Consider the following 18901-nt stretch of genomic DNA (forward strand, 5'->3'; position numbering starts at 1 on the left):
TGTCACTTCTGGTGATGAACCGAATTTCACGCGGCAGCGTCTGTTTCACAGACGCATGTTTGGTGGCGATAGCGGAGGGGTTCCACGCGTACCCATCCCGAACACGACCGTTAAGCCCTCCAGCGCCGATGGTACTTGGACCGAAGGGTCCTGGGAGAGTAGGACGTTGCCAAGCACGCAAGACCACTGTTGAGTAATCGACAGTGGTCTTTTTGTTATGTATATTTACTTTAGGATTGTTGCAAATTAAATTATGTTTGACAGACTAGAGTGTTTAACCCATAATACAATTCATACTAAACATATAAGAATTATAGGGGGAGCGAATTATGTCGTACTTTAGTGTATCTATTAAGAAACCGATTCTGTTGGGGGCAATAGCAGTTTTGCTATTGATGTTAATTGCAGGGTGCTCGGGGTCTAATAATAAGGCTGATTCAAATAAAGAGGCACAGGAAAGTGCCAGTCCGGCAACTCAAAGTCCTCAAACTGCAGAACCTGCAACGGGAGGAACTTTCGTCTATGGACGACCTGCTTCTGTAACTTCGCTGGATTTGCATAATCAGATTACGTCCAACAATGCTTTTGCAATCGACAAAGTCTTTGAATCGTTAGTCGCTTTTGACAGCAAAGGTGAAATTGTAGATTGGCTTGCTAAGTCACATAATATCAGTGAAGATGGACTGACGTATACATTCGAGCTTCGTGATGGTTTGAAGTTTTCCAATGGTACGGATGTGACCGCAGAAGATGCTGTATTCTCTCTTGAGCGGCACTTGAAGGTAGGCGGACCGCTGGCAATATCCGCAAAGGTCGACACAATCAAAGCGCAAGATAACAAAACGCTTGTTATTACACTTAAAGAGCCTTATACACCATTTATCTCGGAGCTATCTAATTTCTCAAATGGTATCCTTCCTAACAATTTCGGCGGAGTATCCGAAGAAGAATTCTTCAAGAAACCAATCGGTACGGGACCTTTTGTTGTTGAAACATGGGACACTGCAGGTGATCTGACCTTCACTAAGAATACATTCTACTGGCAAGAAGGTAAACCCTATATTGATAAGCTCGTTTATAAGCTAATTGAAGATGACAGCCAAGCGATTAACCAGCTGAAGGCTGGAGAAGTTAATGCTATTGAATCTTTGGCTCTGCAAAATGCCAATGAGATTAAAGATGGGGCTGACACTAAAGTAATTACTAACGGTAGTTGGGTGACAGAGCAATTGTTCTTTAATACGTTGGATGAACATTTTTCTGATGTGCATGTCCGTCGCGCTCTTGCTCTGGCACTTGATCGTGAGGGCTTGACGAAGGCGCTAACCTTTGGTTATGCACAAACAGCAAACTCATTGCTGCCAACAACGATTCCTTATAACGCAAATGATACAATCAAAGCACTGAACTTTAATATCGAAGCAGCCAAGGAGGAGCTTGCAAAATCTGCCTTCCCTAATGGCTTCACTACCAAATTACTTGTAGCATCCGGTAATAGCACAAGAGCTCAAGAGGCACAAATTATTCAGGCAGCGGGTCAAACGATCGGGATTAAGATTGAGATTGAATCGATTGAACTTGCCACTTTCCGTGAACGTTTCTTCGCATATGATTTTGCGGCAATGCTGAATAGCGGTCAAGCGGATTCCCCTGAAGCAAACTCAATTATTGCTTTCCAAACCGATCCGGAAGGCTTCAGCAAATCATATTGGACGCATTATACAAATGATGAAGTAACGAAGCTTCTATATGAGGGACAAAAAACTGCGGATGGCGATGAACGTGCACAAATCTATACTAAGCTGCTGCAGACCCTTGCTGATGAAGTTCCTTATATTCCGCTTTACTATCCAGATGTTTTAAAAGGTATTGGTTCTTCAGTTGACGGTCTCGTTGTTCTACCAAACGGCAGTGCCCGTTTCGAAGATGTCCGCATCAGCCAATGACGAATCTTAAGCAGGCGTTAAATCAACCGAAAGGAAGCAAGGGCTCTTACAACTGGCTTGTGATATCTCTTATAAAAGCGTTGGCAGTGATCTTCTGCGTAATGATAGCAGTCTTTTTCATCATTCGAATCGTGCCGGGAGATCCGGCAAAAATGATTTTGGGAGAATACAGTACCCCTGAGGCGCTCAAGAGTATGCATCATACTCTTGGGCTGGACCTCCCTTTATGGGAGCAATTCATCCGATTTGTGAAGACGCTGTTTACTCAAGGAGATACTGGAAACTCCATTATTATGGGGACATCAACAAAAGAGTTGATTACACAACGGGCCCCTGTTACTTTGCTGCTCATCGTGATGGCTTGTGTGTTGGCGATTTTTGTATCCCTTCTGCTCGCTACGGTAGCCGCTACGCATAAGGATAAACTGCTGGACCATTTGATACGAATTTTTCCTACAATTACTCTAGGTATGCCAATCTTCTGGGTTGGCTTACTTTTAATTTTGCTCTTTAGTGTCCGGCTTGGCTGGTTCCCTGTTGGGGGTGTAAGTGAAGGCTGGGTCGGAACCTTGCATAGTCTTGCACTTCCAGCAATCACTGTTGCTTTTTCACAGGTTCCTACGCTTGTTCGTTCATTAAGAGCACAGATGCTTGAAGTGTTAGAATCGGATTTTGTAGTCACCCTTAAGGCTGCGGGCATACCAAACAGGGTTATTTTATTTAAACATGTGCTGCGCAACTCTGCTCTTCCTACGCTAATGCTGCTGGGTGTGAATATTTCTTATTTAATCGGAGGCACCTTGGTCGTTGAGCAGGTATTTGGAATTAAGGGAATTGGCAGCTTATTGTTCACTTCAATTTCGAAACGGGACTTTCCGGTTATTCAAGGAATAGCACTTTACTGTGCGCTATCTGTTGTGATCATCAGTCTCTTGATTGAAATCATTTCCTGGTGGCTTGATCCCAGAACGAAAGGAAAACAATGAAAACTATAAGACTAGACTCGCGATTGTATGAAGGCGGTAAGATAACAAGCGGCTTAAAGCGAATATGGAATACCCCTTCACTTTTAGTGGGAATTATTATGTTTGCAGCTCTTATTCTCTTGACTGTGTTTATACCTTATATAAGTCCTTATGACCCTTCTAAGCAAAATTTGAGTGCCTTTTTACAGCCTCCGTCAGCCGAACATTGGTTGGGAACTGATCAATTAGGGCGTGATTTGTTTACTAGACTGATCTATGCAGCGAGGACTGATTTGAAAATCATGGTCTTGGCAGAAATCATTCCCTTTTGCACAGGTATATTTCTAGGAATGCTGGCAGGATATTACGGCAAATGGATCGATACAGTTATTACGCTGTTGTCAGATACATTCATCGCCTTTCCTTTTTATCTGATCGTTATTATCGTGGCTTTTGCAAGTGGAGCAGGAGAACGAGGCATTTATATTACTTTTATCTTTGTAGGATGGATAGTCTTTGCACGTGTCGTGAGAGGTCTTAGTGCTTCTTTTCGCAATCAGGAATGGGTGGCGTCCGCTCAAACCTTAGGGCTACCAGGAGTGAAAATTATTTTGCGTCATCTCCTGCCGAATGTACTTCCGCAAGCCGTGGTCGTCCTTATGACAGATATGATTGGATTGCTTGTTGCCATTGTTACGCTCGGGTATCTTGGTATCGGCATTACACCGCCAACTCCTGACTGGGGGACAATGATTTCAGATGGACAGCCCTTCATCACTACAGCTTGGTGGCTCTCGGCCGTTCCGGGATTTGCAGTGGTGTATACGGGGATAGCTTTGTCGCTCCTAGGTGATGGTTTGGCAGACATATGGAGGAAAAAATAATGTCTATACAACCCATTTTAGAAATAGAGGCGCTATCGCTGGCAGCTAAGTCAAATGAGAGATTAGTCAATAATGTTAGTTTTTCGCTGGGTAAAGGGGAGAGTCTGGGATTAGTAGGTGAATCGGGATCAGGAAAATCGCTTACGCTGCGTGCAATTTTAGGCTTGCTTCCAAATGGTGTTGAACAGACTGGCGGCACCATTAAAAGTGGCGTAAGCAGTGCGATGGTATTTCAAGATCCAAGAGGTGCGCTTGATCCCCTCTGTACGGTTGTCAAACAACTGGCTGAAGTTGTGTATTACAGACAGAGAGTAAGCCGTAAGACTTCGCGGGTAATTGCACTGGAACTGCTCGAAAGGCTTGGTCTCCCCGATTCATTGAAGAAAAAGGACCGGTATCCGAGTCAGCTGTCAGGCGGTCAGTGTCAACGGGTAGTCATCGCTCTGGCACTGGCGTGTAAGCCAGGCATACTTCTCTGTGATGAGCCGACAACAGCATTGGACGTCACGGTTCAACGGCAAATTATTGAGACGATCACGAGCCTCCAGCATGAGCTCAGTTTTGCCATGGTATTTGTTACGCATAACCTAGCGATTGCAGCAAACTTGTGTTCACGGCTATGTGTAATGAAACAGGGACAGATTGTTGAGCAGGGCAATACCCTTGATATTTTGCAAAATCCGAAAGACCCTTACACACAGATGCTGATTGATTCGGTGCTTCCTTTGCCAGAGCTTGAAGGGAGTAGAGACTCATGGAATTAGCCTTGCAAATAAAAGATTTAACTGTTCATTATGGCGGCTTTACTGCACTGGATCGTATCAATCTGAATCTTGAGCAGCACACCACCCTTGGGCTGGTTGGAGAATCCGGATCAGGGAAATCAACGCTGGCGCGAGTAATTGCTGGACTGATTGCCCCAAATGAGGGGCAGATTCTGTTGGGTACCCAAGAATTAAAAAAGAAAAGAAGCCGTGAGCAGCACAAAACAATCCAGATGATTTTCCAAAATCCAGACGCTTCGCTAAATCCTAAACATTCGATTAGGCAAATTCTTTCCGAGCCCTTATTGTTTCATAAAATAGTGGGGCGTGCAGGTGTTGAACAAAGATGCAAAGAGCTTTTGAATCAAGTTCATTTAGAAGAAAAGGCGTTAGACAAATTCCCACATGAATTTTCCGGCGGCCAGCGTCAACGGATAGCGATCGCTCGTGCATTAAGTGTTGAGCCAAGCATCCTGATCGCGGATGAACCTACAAGTGCGTTGGATGTATCTGTGCAGCTTAGCGTGCTCGAACTATTCAATACGCTGAAGGCTGAGCTTAATCTCACCATGCTTTTTATTTCTCATGATCTAGGAGTAATCAATGCAATTAGTGATACGGTAGCAGTTATGCGGCAAGGAAAGCTCGTGGAGCAGAGTCCGCGGGACCAATTCTTTATCCGTCCTAAACATAAATACAGTTATGAGCTGTTGTCGGCGGTTCCGAAAATGCCAAAATAAAGTACATCAGGAGGTTTTCTTATGAACCGAGAACATAAAGGATATGTGCCACTTTCACTGGCTGAGTACAATAAGCTAACACATTTGATTTCCAAAGTCTTGTTTACTGAGCACCCTCCGGTTATCATCCCGGCCGAGGCAATTCTGGGAATCGAGGCGGTAGCCGCCGGAATAGCTGCACCTGGTCGAACCATTGTAAATATAGTAACAGGTCCCTATGGAAGTTTATTTGGAAAATGGCTTGAGCGGGGTGGAGCAACGGTTGTTGAAGTAAAGGTTCCTTTTGATGAAGTGGTCACTAGCGACCAGGTTGCTTCCGCGATTGAGGAGTTTAAACCTTGTGCCCTTTCTTTTGTTCAAGCTGAAGTGGTTACTGGAGGCTCTAATCCTGCTAAAGAAATATTTGAAATTGCAAAAGAATTCAATCTTATTACTGTGTCGGACTCCGTATCTGCGGTTGGGGGAGAGGCCCTGCTGGTGGATGAATGGTCCGTTGATTTTGCAGTTATAGGTGCGCAAAAAGCCTTAGCTGGACCCAACGGAGTTAGTGCCGTAAGTATTTCTCCACGTGGCTGGGAATTTCTTGAGTCGAATGAAAATGCTCCACGCAATTCTATTTTATCCTTGCTGGATCTGAAAGCATCACTGGGAGACGCCGAACCATTGCGGGTTGCCCCAAACATTCCTACGCTGGAGGCTAGAGCCTTGGTTCAAGCTTTGACACGAATTGAAGAAGAAGGATTGGATCAAGTAATCAAACGCCATGAGCGAGCCGCAGCAGCTGCTGTAGCTGGTATTAAATCCTTGGGGCTTGAGCCTTGGCAAAAGGACAGCAGACATTATTCTACGCTGACTACAACGGTGCGGATTTCTGGAAAGCAAGAGTTGCGGATTGAGCAGCCTATAGGCATTGTGGCTCCCGGAGACGGAGAATTATTTGGTCATCTTCTACGGATCAACCATTTTGGAACGAATGCTGAGCGGCAAAGTGTGGAGAAGGCTATATCCACGCTTGCCGAACTGCTGAAACAAGACCCTGTTCAGGCATTAGCAGCTGTTCGGCTGGCATGGGGGGAATGAAGATGATCCATAAGCATCCAGAGCTGCAAACGTTCAATGATATTTTTATAGCAGGTATCGAAGGCAGACGTTTTGATGTCGTGATAAAGGATGGTCGTTTTTCATCCATTACTGAAGCGGAGCCGCATCAAGTGGAGTCAAATCTTGCAGGAACAGATCTGTGGCTAAGTCCGGGTATTATTGATCTTCATACGCATTTAGCTTGGACAGATTTTGACCACTCTGATCAATTGAAGCGCGATGCCAACCAGATCGAAATTATGCAGGCACAAGCTTTTGAAGCTACTCTTAGGACGGGTGTAACGACTGCCCGTGATGCAGGTGGGATTCTGCCGAGCACAGTGCAGCATCTTGTTCAGCAATATCAGCATCCATTAAGAGTGCAGACCAGCAGCGATATGATTGGAGCTGCAGATGCCTGTGGTCTCAAGCATTTAGAACAACGCATGGAGGAAATCTTTGCTACAGGAGCGGGTTGGATAAAAATCATGGCCACAGGCGGGCTTGGAGCACCTACCGAGAAAGTCGTTGACCCGATCTTTTCCGAAGAAGAGTTCGCGTTCATTGTTCGTAATGCACATGCCCATGATAAGAAGGTACTGGTTCATACCTGGGGTGGTGTGACGATAGACTGGTCCATCCAGGCCGGCGTGGCATCAATAGAGCACGGGATGTTTCTAACTGAGGATCAGGCAGGTAGACTTGCTAACTCGAGGGTAGCGTTTGTGCCCACCACATCAATTTATCGTATTGCTGCAGACCCAAAAGGCGTTCTAGCGTTGAACCCGATCATTTGCGACCGAGCTGCCCGCGCTGCCGAATGTCATTCCAAGGCCATTCATTATGCAAAAAGAGAAGGCGTTCGTATTGGATTCGGTACAGATTATGCCACACCTGCACTACATGGCTATAACCTTCAAGAACTGGATACATTGATTGATTATGGCTTAACTCGGAGAGAAGCGTGGCAGGCTGCGACTAAAAGTGCTGCTGATATTCTGGGGAGCGGTAACGAGCTGGGACAAATTGCAGAAGGTTTCATTGCAGATGCTGTTGTTTTCAAAGTGGATCCATACGAAGCGCACAATGCGGAGGCACTTCGTAGCAATATCGTTGCCGTAATTACTGGAGCGAAGGAAGCGGAATTAATCTAGAATCGTCTAAGCTTCTTCTAAAAAACAACTGTCATCTTCTGCAGTTGTTTTTTTTACTTTCTAGATAATTAGATGATAAGTGGAGGTAGTTAGTATAATACGATAATACATAGATGATGTTTTATGCTTTTGATTTTATATAAAAAAACTCTTGCAATGGATCTCTATACATGATATATTCTAAGTCCGGCCAAGAAATACACATGCCGAGCTCGAAAAAGAAGTTAAAAAAAGAGCTTGACATTAAATAGCCGAACATGATATAGTATAAGAGTTGCTGCTGAGACATTAAACGGCGCCAACGAGAACTTGATCTTTGAAAACTGAACAACGAGTGAGTAGGAAATCACGTAAGTGAAATCCAAAATTAGAGAATTAATTTTCTCGTCAGATGTTTCAAAATGAGCATATCGCTCTTTTCAATACTAATTGGAGAGTTTGATCCTGGCTCAGGACGAACGCTGGCGGCGTGCCTAATACATGCAAGTCGAGCGGAGTTACTTTGAAAGCTTGCTTTCAAAGTAACTTAGCGGCGGACGGGTGAGTAACACGTAGGCAACCTGCCCTTCAGACTGGGATAACTACCGGAAACGGTAGCTAATACCGGATAATTTCTTTTTTCTCCTGAGAGAAGAATGAAAGACGGAGCAATCTGTCACTGAGGGATGGGCCTGCGGCGCATTAGCTAGTTGGTGGGGTAACGGCCCACCAAGGCGACGATGCGTAGCCGACCTGAGAGGGTGAACGGCCACACTGGGACTGAGACACGGCCCAGACTCCTACGGGAGGCAGCAGTAGGGAATCTTCCGCAATGGGCGAAAGCCTGACGGAGCAACGCCGCGTGAGTGATGAAGGTTTTCGGATCGTAAAGCTCTGTTGCCAGGGAAGAACGTCCGGTAGAGTAACTGCTACCGGAGTGACGGTACCTGAGAAGAAAGCCCCGGCTAACTACGTGCCAGCAGCCGCGGTAATACGTAGGGGGCAAGCGTTGTCCGGAATTATTGGGCGTAAAGCGCGCGCAGGCGGCTATTTAAGTCTGGTGTTTAAACCTTGGGCTCAACCTGAGGTCGCACTGGAAACTGGGTGGCTTGAGTACAGAAGAGGAAAGTGGAATTCCACGTGTAGCGGTGAAATGCGTAGATATGTGGAGGAACACCAGTGGCGAAGGCGACTTTCTGGGCTGTAACTGACGCTGAGGCGCGAAAGCGTGGGGAGCAAACAGGATTAGATACCCTGGTAGTCCACGCCGTAAACGATGAGTGCTAGGTGTTAGGGGTTTCGATACCCTTGGTGCCGAAGTTAACACAGTAAGCACTCCGCCTGGGGAGTACGGTCGCAAGACTGAAACTCAAAGGAATTGACGGGGACCCGCACAAGCAGTGGAGTATGTGGTTTAATTCGAAGCAACGCGAAGAACCTTACCAGGTCTTGACATCCCTCTGAATCCGCTAGAGATAGCGGCGGCCTTCGGGACAGAGGAGACAGGTGGTGCATGGTTGTCGTCAGCTCGTGTCGTGAGATGTTGGGTTAAGTCCCGCAACGAGCGCAACCCTTAACTTTAGTTGCCAGCAGGTAAGGCTGGGCACTCTAGAGTGACTGCCGGTGACAAACCGGAGGAAGGTGGGGATGACGTCAAATCATCATGCCCCTTATGACCTGGGCTACACACGTACTACAATGGCCGGTACAACGGGAAGCGAAGCCGCGAGGTGGAGCCAATCCCATCAAAGCCGGTCTCAGTTCGGATTGCAGGCTGCAACTCGCCTGCATGAAGTCGGAATTGCTAGTAATCGCGGATCAGCATGCCGCGGTGAATACGTTCCCGGGTCTTGTACACACCGCCCGTCACACCACGAGAGTTTACAACACCCGAAGTCGGTGGGGTAACCCGCAAGGGAGCCAGCCGCCGAAGGTGGGGTAGATGATTGGGGTGAAGTCGTAACAAGGTAGCCGTATCGGAAGGTGCGGCTGGATCACCTCCTTTCTATGGAGAATCGTTCTCTGCAATGAGAACATTCAAATCGGAAGCTCAGCTTCCAAAACTCAGGTTTAGGCCTGTTACTCACTCGTTGCTCAGTTTTGAGAGTTTAAGCTCTCAAGTAAGACTTGATCCTTGAAAACTGGATACCGAAACGAATTTGCGTTTTAGAACATCTTTTAGCAACTTGTGCAAACAAGTAAATGTTATTAGTGAGATTTTTCTTCGGAAGAATCAAGGTTAAGCTAATAAGAGCACACGGAGGATGCCTAGGCGCCAGGAGCCGACGAAGGACGTGGCGAACAACGAAACTGCCTCGGGGAGCTGTAAGCAAGCTTTGATCCGGGGGTGTCCGAATGGGGAAACCCAGCTGTGGTAATTCGCAGTTACTCATTTCTGAATACATAGGAAATGTAGAGGCAGACCAGGGGAACTGAAACATCTAAGTACCCTGAGGAAGAGAAAACAATAGTGATTCCGTCAGTAGCGGCGAGCGAACGCGGATCAGCCTAAACCTAAGAGCTTGCTCTTAGGGGTTGTGGGACGTCTCACATGGAGTTACAAAGGAATATGGTAGGTGAAGAGGTCTGGAAAGGCCCGCGATAGAGGTAAAAGCCCTGTAACCTAAACTGTATTCTCTCCGAGACGGATCCCGAGTAGTGCGGGGCACGTGAAACCCCGTATGAATCCAGCAGGACCATCTGCTAAGGCTAAATACTACCTGGCGACCGATAGTGAAACAGTACCGTGAGGGAAAGGTGAAAAGCACCCCGGAAGGGGAGTGAAATAGAACCTGAAACCGTGTGCTTACAAAAAGTCAGAGCCCGATCTATGGGTGATGGCGTGCCTTTTGTAGAATGAACCGGCGAGTTACGTTTAACATGCAAGGTTAAGCCGAGAAGGTGGAGCCGCAGCGAAAGCGAGTCTGAATAGGGCGACTTAGTATGTGGACGTAGACCCGAAACCGTGTGATCTACCCCTGTCCAGGGTGAAGGTGCGGTAACACGCACTGGAGGCCCGAACCCACGTACGTTGAAAAGTGCGGGGATGAGGTGGGGGTAGCGGAGAAATTCCAATCGAACTCGGAGATAGCTGGTTCTCCCCGAAATAGCTTTAGGGCTAGCCTCGGTATAAGAGTAGTGGAGGTAGAGCACTGATTGGGTGCGGGGTCCGCAAGGATTACCAAGCTCAGTCAAACTCCGAATGCCATATACTTATTGCCGGGAGTCAGACAGTGAGTGCTAAGATCCATTGTCAAAAGGGAAACAGCCCAGACCATCAGCTAAGGTCCCCAAGTGTGTGTTAAGTGGGAAAGGATGTGGAGTTGCACAGACAACCAGGATGTTGGCTTAGAAGCAGCCACCATTGAAAGAGTGCGTAATAGCTCACTGGTCGAGTGACTCTGCGCCGAAAATGTAACGGGGCTAAACACACCACCGAAGCTATGGCTAGATGCTTTGCATCTGGGGTAGGGGAGCGTTGTGTAGGGGTTGAAGGTGTACTGAAAAGAGCGCTGGACACTACACAAGTGAGAATGCCGGTATGAGTAACGAAAAGATCAGTGAGAATCTGATCCGCCGAAAGCCCAAGGTTTCCTGAGGAAGGCTCGTCCGCTCAGGGTAAGTCGGGACCTAAGGCGAGGCCGAAAGGCGTAGTCGAAGGACAACAGTTTGAAATTACTGTACCACCGTAATCCGCTATGAGCGATGGGGTGACGCAGGAGGGTAGTGACGCGGACTGATGGATGTCCGTCTAAGCAGTGAGGCTGGTGTGTAGGCAAATCCGCACATCGTTAAGGCTGGGCTGTGATGGGGAGCGAAAATTATAGTAGCGAAGGTCATGATCTCACACTGCCAAGAAAAGCCTCTAGCCAGGAGAAGGTGCCCGTACCGCAAACCGACACAGGTAGGCGAGAAGAGAATTCTAAGGCGCGCGGAAGAACTCTCGTTAAGGAACTCGGCAAAATGACCCCGTAACTTCGGGAGAAGGGGTGCCCCGGTAGTGTGAATAGCACGAGGGGGCCGCAGTGAAAAGGCCCAAGCGACTGTTTAGCAAAAACACAGGTCTGTGCGAAGCCGCAAGGCGAAGTATACGGGCTGACGCCTGCCCGGTGCTGGAAGGTTAAGGGGAGTGGTTAGGGGTAACCCGAAGCTATGAACCGAAGCCCCAGTAAACGGCGGCCGTAACTATAACGGTCCTAAGGTAGCGAAATTCCTTGTCAGGTAAATTCTGACCCGCACGAATGGCGTAACGACTTGGGCGCTGTCTCAACGAGAGATCCGGTGAAATTTTAATACCTGTGAAGATGCAGGTTACCCGCGACAAGACGGAAAGACCCCATGGAGCTTTACTGCAGCTTGATATTGAATTTGGGTACGATCTGTACAGGATAGGTGGGAGCCGTAGAAATCGGAGCGCAAGCTTCGGTGGAGGCGCCGTTGGGATACCACCCTGATCGTATCTAGGTTCTAACCTAGTACCCTTACCGGGTACGGGGACCGTGTCAGGCGGGCAGTTTGACTGGGGCGGTCGCCTCCTAAAGAGTAACGGAGGCGTTCCAAGGTTCCCTCAGAATGGTTGGAAATCATTCGCAGAGTGCAAAGGCATAAGGGAGCTTGACTGCGAGACCTACAAGTCGAGCAGGGACGAAAGTCGGACTTAGTGATCCGGTGGTACCGCATGGAAGGGCCATCGCTCAACGGATAAAAGCTACCCTGGGGATAACAGGCTTATCTCCCCCAAGAGTCCACATCGACGGGGAGGTTTGGCACCTCGATGTCGGCTCATCGCATCCTGGGGCTGAAGTAGGTCCCAAGGGTTGGGCTGTTCGCCCATTAAAGCGGTACGCGAGCTGGGTTCAGAACGTCGTGAGACAGTTCGGTCCCTATCTGTCGTGGGCGCAGGAAATTTGAGAGGAGCTGTCCTTAGTACGAGAGGACCGGGATGGACGTACCGCTGGTGCACCAGTTGTTCCGCCAGGAGCATGGCTGGGTAGCTACGTACGGACGGGATAAGCGCTGAAAGCATCTAAGCGTGAAGCCCCCCTCAAGATGAGATTTCCCAATTAGTAAGACCCCTTGAAGACGACGAGGTAGATAGGTTGGAGGTGGAAGTGCAGTAATGCATGGAGCTGACCAATACTAATCGGTCGAGGGCTTATCCTATACGTAGAATGCAGATTTGTTTCGGATTCAGTTTTCAGGCGATTAAGCCTGTAACACGCTTAGAAATTCATTGTCACTTCTGGTGATGAACCGAATTTCACGCGGCAGCGTCTGTTTCACAGACGCATGTTTGGTGGCGATAGCGGAGGGGTTCCACGCGTACCCATCCCGAACACGACCGTTAAGCCCTCCAGCGCCGATGGTACTTGGACCGAAGGGTCCTGGGAGAGTAGGACGTTGCCAAGCACATTAAGCCATTGTTGATTTATCAGCAGTGGCTTTTTTGTTTTTTTTGGACAAGAGTGATATTTGAAGGGGAGTACAACATCTGAAGGGCTGTAATTGAGTGACATTTTTGTTACCGACGCTGAGGTCGATACAAGTATAATAGATAAGTGCAAATAATAAGCAACATCTCTAATACGAAGGAACTACTCATAAATTCTAACTTTGAATTTTCTTGTGTCTTTAGATGCATTGTGGAGGTAAGGAGGATTTAAGGCATGAAACAAACAAGAATTATTAAGATATTAATTTTTTCGTGTATAGTAGCTTTAATACTGGCAGGCTGCGGTACGAAAGCGCCCAGCTGGGATGCTTTTGAGGGTGCGCTAAACGAGAAAAATTTCCCTGTACCCCAAGAGGCGTACTCACCAGACCAGACTACGACAAACGTTGCTATGGATTATGTGCGTTATTCTTTACCTGGATTAAAGGAGAAGAACGGTATCCCAGAGGAGTATATGGATACTATTAAGGCCTGGGGATGGGTTGAACAGGAAGAGGAGAATACCGATTCATCTGGTGTTTTTCAGAAGGATGGAGTAACGGTTCATTTAACAGTGCATGATGATTATTTTATAGTTATGATCCCTAAAGAAAAGAAGGCCTTAATTAAAGGTCTTAAGACAAAATAAAATAATCGCCGTCCTTTATGGATGGCGATTATTTATTTATATGCGAATACAGGTTAACTGTACTCTATTGAGAGTAATAGGAGGCATCGGTTGGATTAAACTTCAGCATGCCTTCCTTGTTGCGTTGATTTATTTTGAACAGTGTATAGAGACGGGGCAGTAAAAGCCACAAGTGGCAAATAATCAGGGATACTGTAAATGCCGGTGGTGACCAAAAAATAAAGAGAGCTGCGATACAAAGTCCAATATAAAAATTATGTAACTGTACTTTACGGAAAATGCGGTAACTAATGTGTTGATCTGGCATGAAGCCAAGCCACGGGATTTTAAATGAGATGGACCATCTTTTTGAAATAGGATGACCGGAGATTAGAAGTACTGAGCGTGAAATAACATATTGAACCCAGAACATAACCGGAGCAGCTATAATTAAGTAGAGAATACTCCACCAAGAAAGAAAGACTGTCTCGAGCACAAGGACCAAAAGAGGGAGCAAAATATAAACACGCAGCAGAGGTGCCGTTAGATTAATTTTTTTGATTAATTTATATTGATAGAATGTAGCAGCGCCTTTGGTGTTGGGTTCCATATAAAATAGACTAACCTCCTCACAGATTCATATGTTCTTAATATCGGCGAATGAAAGCATTTTATTAAACTATGGGCGAATATTCACCGATATAGGGGCAGCGGAATATATATAATACACGAAACGAAGGATATGAAAAAACTATGAAAAGGTTTAAAATGATAGAAGGTGTATCATACTGTTCTTAAAAGAGTCAAGGTGGGATGGTTATGGAACAGCAAACCGGGCAAGCTTGTATCATTTGTGGACAGGAAAAAGAAGAAGGTATTGTGATTGTCTCGCATTTTATTTGTGAGGATTGTGAGGCAGAAATGATCCGTACCGAGGCAGAAGATGCTAAGTACCGTTTTTTTATTGGCCAGATGAAGAAGATCGGATTGCAAAAGAACGCTTAAGTAGAGTAACTCTGTTAATTGATGCGGATAAGAGAGCAGTCTGGATGGAAGATATAAGGGCTGCATTAGAGATATTCATATACGGCTTCCTCGTTGTTTAAGCGGGGGGAGCCGTTTTGCTGTTCAATCAGATGCTTTTATGTGGAAACATAGGAGTTTCTGAATATTTACGTTAAAATAGAAGGAACCCTATGGGAAGGAATTTAATATGAATAAATTACAACGATGTAGGGCGCCTGTATACGAAATGCTGGAGCAATATAGAATTGTGGGTAATATATCTTATCATGTGCCGGGACATAAAAATGGAGCGGCATATGACGGCGTAGAAGGCGCTGGGTTTCTAGATGAGGTTATGAAGTACGATGTTACGGAGATTACCGGCACGGATGATCTTCATCATCCTGAGGGAGTCATTAAGGAAGCACAGGAGTTGGCTGCTGATTGTTTTGGCGCAGAGGAGAGTTTTTTTCTAGTTGGAGGGAGCACGGCGGGCAACCTGGCGCTGATTCTAACGGCTTGCCCCGAGCCAGGAATGATTCTGATTCTTCAACGAAATGTGCATAAATCAGTGATTCATGGTCTTATGTTAGCTGGAGTGCGGGCTGTTTTCGTCGAGCCGCTAATTGATCCACTCAGCGGCTTGGCAGTAGCGCCGGCGGCAGAAGCTGTTGAGGCTGCACTTGCAGCCTATCCTGAAGCCGCCGCTGTATTTGTCACCATGCCCAATTACTACGGCATGGGCAGTGACCTTGCGCCCCTCGCGCGTATTTGCCACGACAGCGGTGTACCGCTGCTTGTCGATGAAGCGCATGGGGCGCATTACGGGCAGCATCCGGCACTGCCTGCCGGGGCGCTTGCTTGTGGCGCGGACGGCGTAGTGCAGTCCACGCACAAGATGCTCACTGCGATGACCATGGGCGCTATGCTGCATGTTCAAGGGCAGCGGCTCGACCGTGCCCTGCTCTCGCAGCGGCTCGCCATGGTGCAGAGCTCCAGCCCATCATATCTTATGATGGCGTCGCTTGATCTTGCCCGGCGGCTGCTGCACAGCCGGGGCAGCGAGGCTTTCACGGCGGGGCTGGCCGCCGTGGATGTCCTGTGGCGCGGCCTTGCCGAGCTGCCGCGCTATGGATTGGTGCAGCCGGTAGAGCCGCTGCATAAGGCGGCGTACCAGACGCAGGACCCCTTCAAAGTCGTCATTTATGACGCCACCGGGGTCCTAGGCGGTTTCGAGCTGCAGCGCAGGCTCGAAGCTAAGGGCTGTGTGCCGGAGATGAGTGACGACCGGCACGTAGTGCTGCTGTTCAGCCTCGGTTCGAAGGCTGAAGATGCAGCAAGGTTATTGCAGGCGCTGCGGGAAATAGATTCGGAGGATACATCCGAATCACTGCACACCGCGGGCATTTCAGAATCTCGAAATATTTCCACGTGGAACAATTTGAATGTTTTACAAATCTCAGCACCCGTTCCCTTCTCTTTGAAGCCGGTGACAGCCAATGAGGTAGAAAGTATTAATCTTGAACACAGCGTGGGGAGAGTAGCTGCAGAGATGGTAATTCCCTATCCACCAGGCATTCCATTATTATATCCGGGTGAGGTCATCACAGATCAGATACAGCAAAGACTGACTGGTTTAGCTTATGGAGGCGCGAAGTTCCAGGCTTGTGCTGATCCGGTCTTGCAGCGTATTAAGGTATACAACATTCAGAAGGGCGGAGAAGTATAAGTGGGCAAAGAAGGTTTCTTCATAACATTAGAAGGGGGCGAAGGCTCCGGAAAAACAACGGTACTGGGCAGAGTAGCAGCATACTTGCAGAATAGGTCCATGCCCTATCGAATTACACGTGAACCTGGAGGCATTGAAATCGCCGAAAAAATTCGCTCTATTATTCTGGATCCTGCCCATACTGCAATGGATGCACGTACAGAGGCATTGCTGTACGCTGCATCAAGAAGCCAACATCTCGCTGAAGTAGTAGAGCCAGCTCTTAGAGAAGGGCTTACAGTCCTCTGTGACCGCTTTGTAGACAGTAGTCTCGTTTATCAAGGACATGCAAGAGGATTAGGTATGGAAGAGGTGTGGAGTATTAACCGCTTTGCTATTGGAAATCGCATGCCGGATCTAACCTTTTATCTGGATGTAGACCCTGAGATTGGATTATCACGGATTGCGGCCAATCAAGATCGCGAAGTCAATCGTCTGGATATGGAGAGTCTTGCCTTTCATCAGAAGGTTCGTGAAGGTTATCATTTATTAATTAAGGCGAATCCGGAGAGAATAGTAGTTCTTGATGCAAACCGCCCTATTCATCTGGTAGAACAAGATATCGTGAGAACTCTTGAAGAGAGAGTATTAAAGGGTTTTTAGGGTGTTTTGTCTAATATAATAAGAGAAGTGGCATATAACTAAGCGTTTGCTTATGAAGTGAGGTTACTACTAAGAACACATTAAGTAGTAATACTCCATAAAACTTTTTTGGGAGGGAATGCGAAGATGAAGTTGATCATTGCAATTATCCAGGATAAAGACAGTAACCGGTTATCCAGTGAGCTAGTAAAAGCCAATTTCCGTGCTACCAAACTCGCAAGTACAGGTGGATTTCTTCGGGCGGGAAATACGACATTTATGATTGGGGTAGAAGACAGTCAGATCGAAGCTGTATTGAACGTTATCCGTAACAGCTGTAAAGTGCGTGAACAACTAGTCACTCCAGTAACTCCGATGAGTGGCACGACGGATTCCTATTTACCGCTCCCTGTTGAAGTACAGGTCGGTGGCGCTACTGTATTCGTGCTTCCTGTAGATCGTTTCGAACATTATTAAGTATAATATAAATGAGCAAGTCATTTACAAAAAAAGGGGCGGTAGATAACCTTTGAAGATCAATCCGGGATATAGGCCCTTAAAGAGTGAGCTTCCAAATGCAGAAGGGGCTAATAAGCCTGTTCAGCAGAAATCGTTCTCTGACGTTTTTCAGCAGCAAGGTGAACAGAAAACCAAAGATGAACTAAACCGCCAGATCAAAGAAATACAGTCACAAGGCGACCGTTTATCTAAGTCTATGACCATTCGTGAACTCACCATTTACCGGATGATGATCAAAAGGTTTCTGGAAGAAACCGCTCGTAGAGGCGTTATACTGAAAGAGACACGTGGATGGGATAGACGTGGGCGGGGCAAGCGTTACAAGCTGCTTGAGGAAATTGATGCGGCTTTGCTATCTATGGCAGACGATCTGCTGAATAGTGAGCAGGGCCGAATAGATCTGTTGGGACGTGTTGGAGAAATTCGCGGGTTGTTAATCAACCTTTCTTTTTAAAGTTTTGGGAGGAAATTATGCCTTTTCATGATATAGTAGGCCAGGAGCATGCTAAACGGCTACTCCAAAATGCCTTGCGCAAGGACGCTGTGAGCCATGCTTATTTATTTACAGGACCAGCAGGCAGTGGACAAATGAAGACGGCGCTGATGTTTGCGCAAGCAATTTTTTGCACTGAAAGCAAGGATGACGCCTGTGGGGAATGTCTAGAGTGCCGAAAGGTTGAGCATGGAAACCATCCTGATTTGTCATTGCTGCAGCCCGACGGTGCAAGCATAAAAATAGATCAGATCCGTGAGCTGCAGCGTGTCTTTTCCTATCGATCTGAGGGTGTGAATCCAAAGGTTTATATTATAGATGGGGCAGACAAAATGACGGTACAAGCTGCCAATAGTTTGTTGAAGTTTCTGGAAGAACCGCCAGCTCCGGCAGTAGGAATCCTAATATCTGATAATAGTCGTTCTTTATTGCCGACGATTCAGTCACGGACTCAGCGGATCCCATTTAGTCCGTTAAATCCGGATATTATGCTTCAAGCGCTAGCAAGTGAGGGTGTGCCAATCCCCTTAGCTCGATGTGCAGTATCACTTAGTTCAGGACTTGATGGTTGCAGGGAACTTTTGGAACAGAATTGGTTTGCAGAAATGAGAAATCTAGTGTTACAATTAGCTAAGGAGTCCTTAAGCAAGGGCAGCTCCACGGTAGCAACTGCCGGGCAGAAGCTGTTCAAGACTGGGCTCGCTGAACATTTGGATATCCTTTTCAGCATGTTCCATCTATGGTTTAAAGATATGCTCTACTTCCTGTACCGCAAGCACGAAAGTATCGTTTTTATAGATCAGTTAGACTTTATTTCCAGGCATGCCCGTGGTCGCAGTGCGGAACAATGGGTGGCTTATATGGGATATGCTGCGGAGAGTACTAAGAAGCTGCGTTCCAATGCCAATGCCCAGTTGTGTCTGGAGCAGTTCTTAATCCGACTGGAAAGTTAAAGGATTAGCA

15 protein-coding genes and 4 rRNA genes are annotated in these 18901 nt (G+C 47.0%); 18 read left to right on the forward strand and 1 reads right to left on the reverse strand.

Translation table 11 applies throughout. The features are described from left to right. Positions 1-58: 58 nt before the first annotated feature. From rrf (MKZ09_RS00060) to MKZ09_RS00115, 12 genes are all read left to right on the forward strand, one after another. Positions 59-175, forward strand: a 5S ribosomal RNA gene (rrf, locus tag MKZ09_RS00060). A 154-nt stretch (positions 176-329) separates the two neighbouring features. Next, complete coding sequence (locus MKZ09_RS00065; RefSeq protein ID WP_076139065.1) at positions 330-1946, forward strand: ABC transporter substrate-binding protein; 1617 nt, start codon at positions 330-332, stop codon at positions 1944-1946. Continuing rightward, positions 1943-2932, forward strand: coding sequence for an ABC transporter permease (locus MKZ09_RS00070; RefSeq protein WP_076139066.1), 990 nt, complete (start codon positions 1943-1945; stop codon positions 2930-2932). The genes MKZ09_RS00065 and MKZ09_RS00070 overlap by 4 nt, the downstream gene beginning before the upstream one ends. Then, positions 2929-3795, forward strand: coding sequence for an ABC transporter permease (locus MKZ09_RS00075; RefSeq protein ID WP_111502126.1), 867 nt, complete (start codon positions 2929-2931; stop codon positions 3793-3795). Before MKZ09_RS00070 ends, MKZ09_RS00075 begins: the two co-directional genes overlap by 4 nt. After that, the gene (locus tag MKZ09_RS00080; RefSeq protein WP_076139068.1) at positions 3795-4559 is read left to right on the forward strand and encodes an ABC transporter ATP-binding protein; all 765 of its coding nucleotides are present in this window, start codon (positions 3795-3797) and stop codon (positions 4557-4559) included. The genes MKZ09_RS00075 and MKZ09_RS00080 overlap by 1 nt, the downstream gene beginning before the upstream one ends. Further along, positions 4550-5299, forward strand: coding sequence for an ABC transporter ATP-binding protein (locus MKZ09_RS00085; RefSeq protein ID WP_076139069.1), 750 nt, complete (start codon positions 4550-4552; stop codon positions 5297-5299). The genes MKZ09_RS00080 and MKZ09_RS00085 overlap by 10 nt, the downstream gene beginning before the upstream one ends. Positions 5300-5320: 21 nt before the next feature. Next, on the forward strand, positions 5321-6379 hold the full coding sequence (locus MKZ09_RS00090) for a pyridoxal-phosphate-dependent aminotransferase family protein (protein WP_076139070.1): 1059 nt from the start codon (positions 5321-5323) through the stop codon (positions 6377-6379). Between the two features lie 2 nt (positions 6380-6381). Then, positions 6382-7533, forward strand: a complete 1152-nt coding sequence (locus MKZ09_RS00095) for an amidohydrolase family protein (protein WP_076139071.1) — start codon at positions 6382-6384, stop codon at positions 7531-7533. A 426-nt stretch (positions 7534-7959) separates the two neighbouring features. After that, positions 7960-9517: ribosomal RNA gene (locus MKZ09_RS00100) — 16S ribosomal RNA — on the forward strand. Between the two features lie 232 nt (positions 9518-9749). Continuing rightward, positions 9750-12675: ribosomal RNA gene (locus tag MKZ09_RS00105) — 23S ribosomal RNA — on the forward strand. A gap of 129 nt (positions 12676-12804) precedes the next feature. Further along, a 5S ribosomal RNA gene (rrf, locus tag MKZ09_RS00110) occupies positions 12805-12921 on the forward strand. Together the 16S, 23S and 5S rRNA genes form the textbook arrangement of a ribosomal RNA operon. Before the next feature lie 257 nt (positions 12922-13178). Then, the gene (locus tag MKZ09_RS00115) at positions 13179-13592 is read left to right on the forward strand and encodes a hypothetical protein (RefSeq protein WP_036678856.1); all 414 of its coding nucleotides are present in this window, start codon (positions 13179-13181) and stop codon (positions 13590-13592) included. A gap of 64 nt (positions 13593-13656) precedes the next feature. On the opposite strand, the gene MKZ09_RS00120 is transcribed toward MKZ09_RS00115, so the two are convergent. Then, positions 13657-14181: a hypothetical protein gene (locus MKZ09_RS00120; RefSeq protein WP_076130063.1), complete on the reverse strand. Its 525-nt coding sequence runs from the start codon at positions 14179-14181 to the stop codon at positions 13657-13659. 209 nt (positions 14182-14390) lie between these two features. On the opposite strand from MKZ09_RS00120, the gene MKZ09_RS00125 reads away from it, so the two are divergent. From MKZ09_RS00125 to holB, 6 genes are all read left to right on the forward strand, one after another. Further along, positions 14391-14576 (forward strand): sigma factor G inhibitor Gin, encoded by a 186-nt coding sequence (locus MKZ09_RS00125; protein WP_036678851.1) that lies wholly within the window; start codon positions 14391-14393, stop codon positions 14574-14576. Between the two features lie 208 nt (positions 14577-14784). Then, positions 14785-16305 (forward strand): aminotransferase class I/II-fold pyridoxal phosphate-dependent enzyme, encoded by a 1521-nt coding sequence (locus MKZ09_RS00130; RefSeq protein ID WP_076208063.1) that lies wholly within the window; start codon positions 14785-14787, stop codon positions 16303-16305. Next, positions 16306-16947: a dTMP kinase gene (gene tmk, locus MKZ09_RS00135; protein ID WP_036678846.1), complete on the forward strand. Its 642-nt coding sequence runs from the start codon at positions 16306-16308 to the stop codon at positions 16945-16947. A gap of 126 nt (positions 16948-17073) precedes the next feature. After that, a complete protein-coding gene (locus tag MKZ09_RS00140) occupies positions 17074-17403 on the forward strand; it encodes a cyclic-di-AMP receptor (protein WP_036678844.1) in 330 nt (109 codons plus the stop codon). A gap of 52 nt (positions 17404-17455) precedes the next feature. Then, positions 17456-17899, forward strand: a complete 444-nt coding sequence (locus MKZ09_RS00145) for a YaaR family protein (protein ID WP_036678842.1) — start codon at positions 17456-17458, stop codon at positions 17897-17899. Between the two features lie 17 nt (positions 17900-17916). Continuing rightward, positions 17917-18891, forward strand: a complete 975-nt coding sequence (holB, locus tag MKZ09_RS00150; protein WP_076099912.1) for a DNA polymerase III subunit delta' — start codon at positions 17917-17919, stop codon at positions 18889-18891. Positions 18892-18901: the final 10 nt, after the last annotated feature.

The sequence above is a fragment of the Paenibacillus sp. FSL R5-0908 genome (genome assembly GCF_038006245.1).
In the GTDB taxonomy this organism is placed as follows: domain Bacteria; phylum Bacillota; class Bacilli; order Paenibacillales; family Paenibacillaceae; genus Paenibacillus_AQ; species Paenibacillus_AQ odorifer.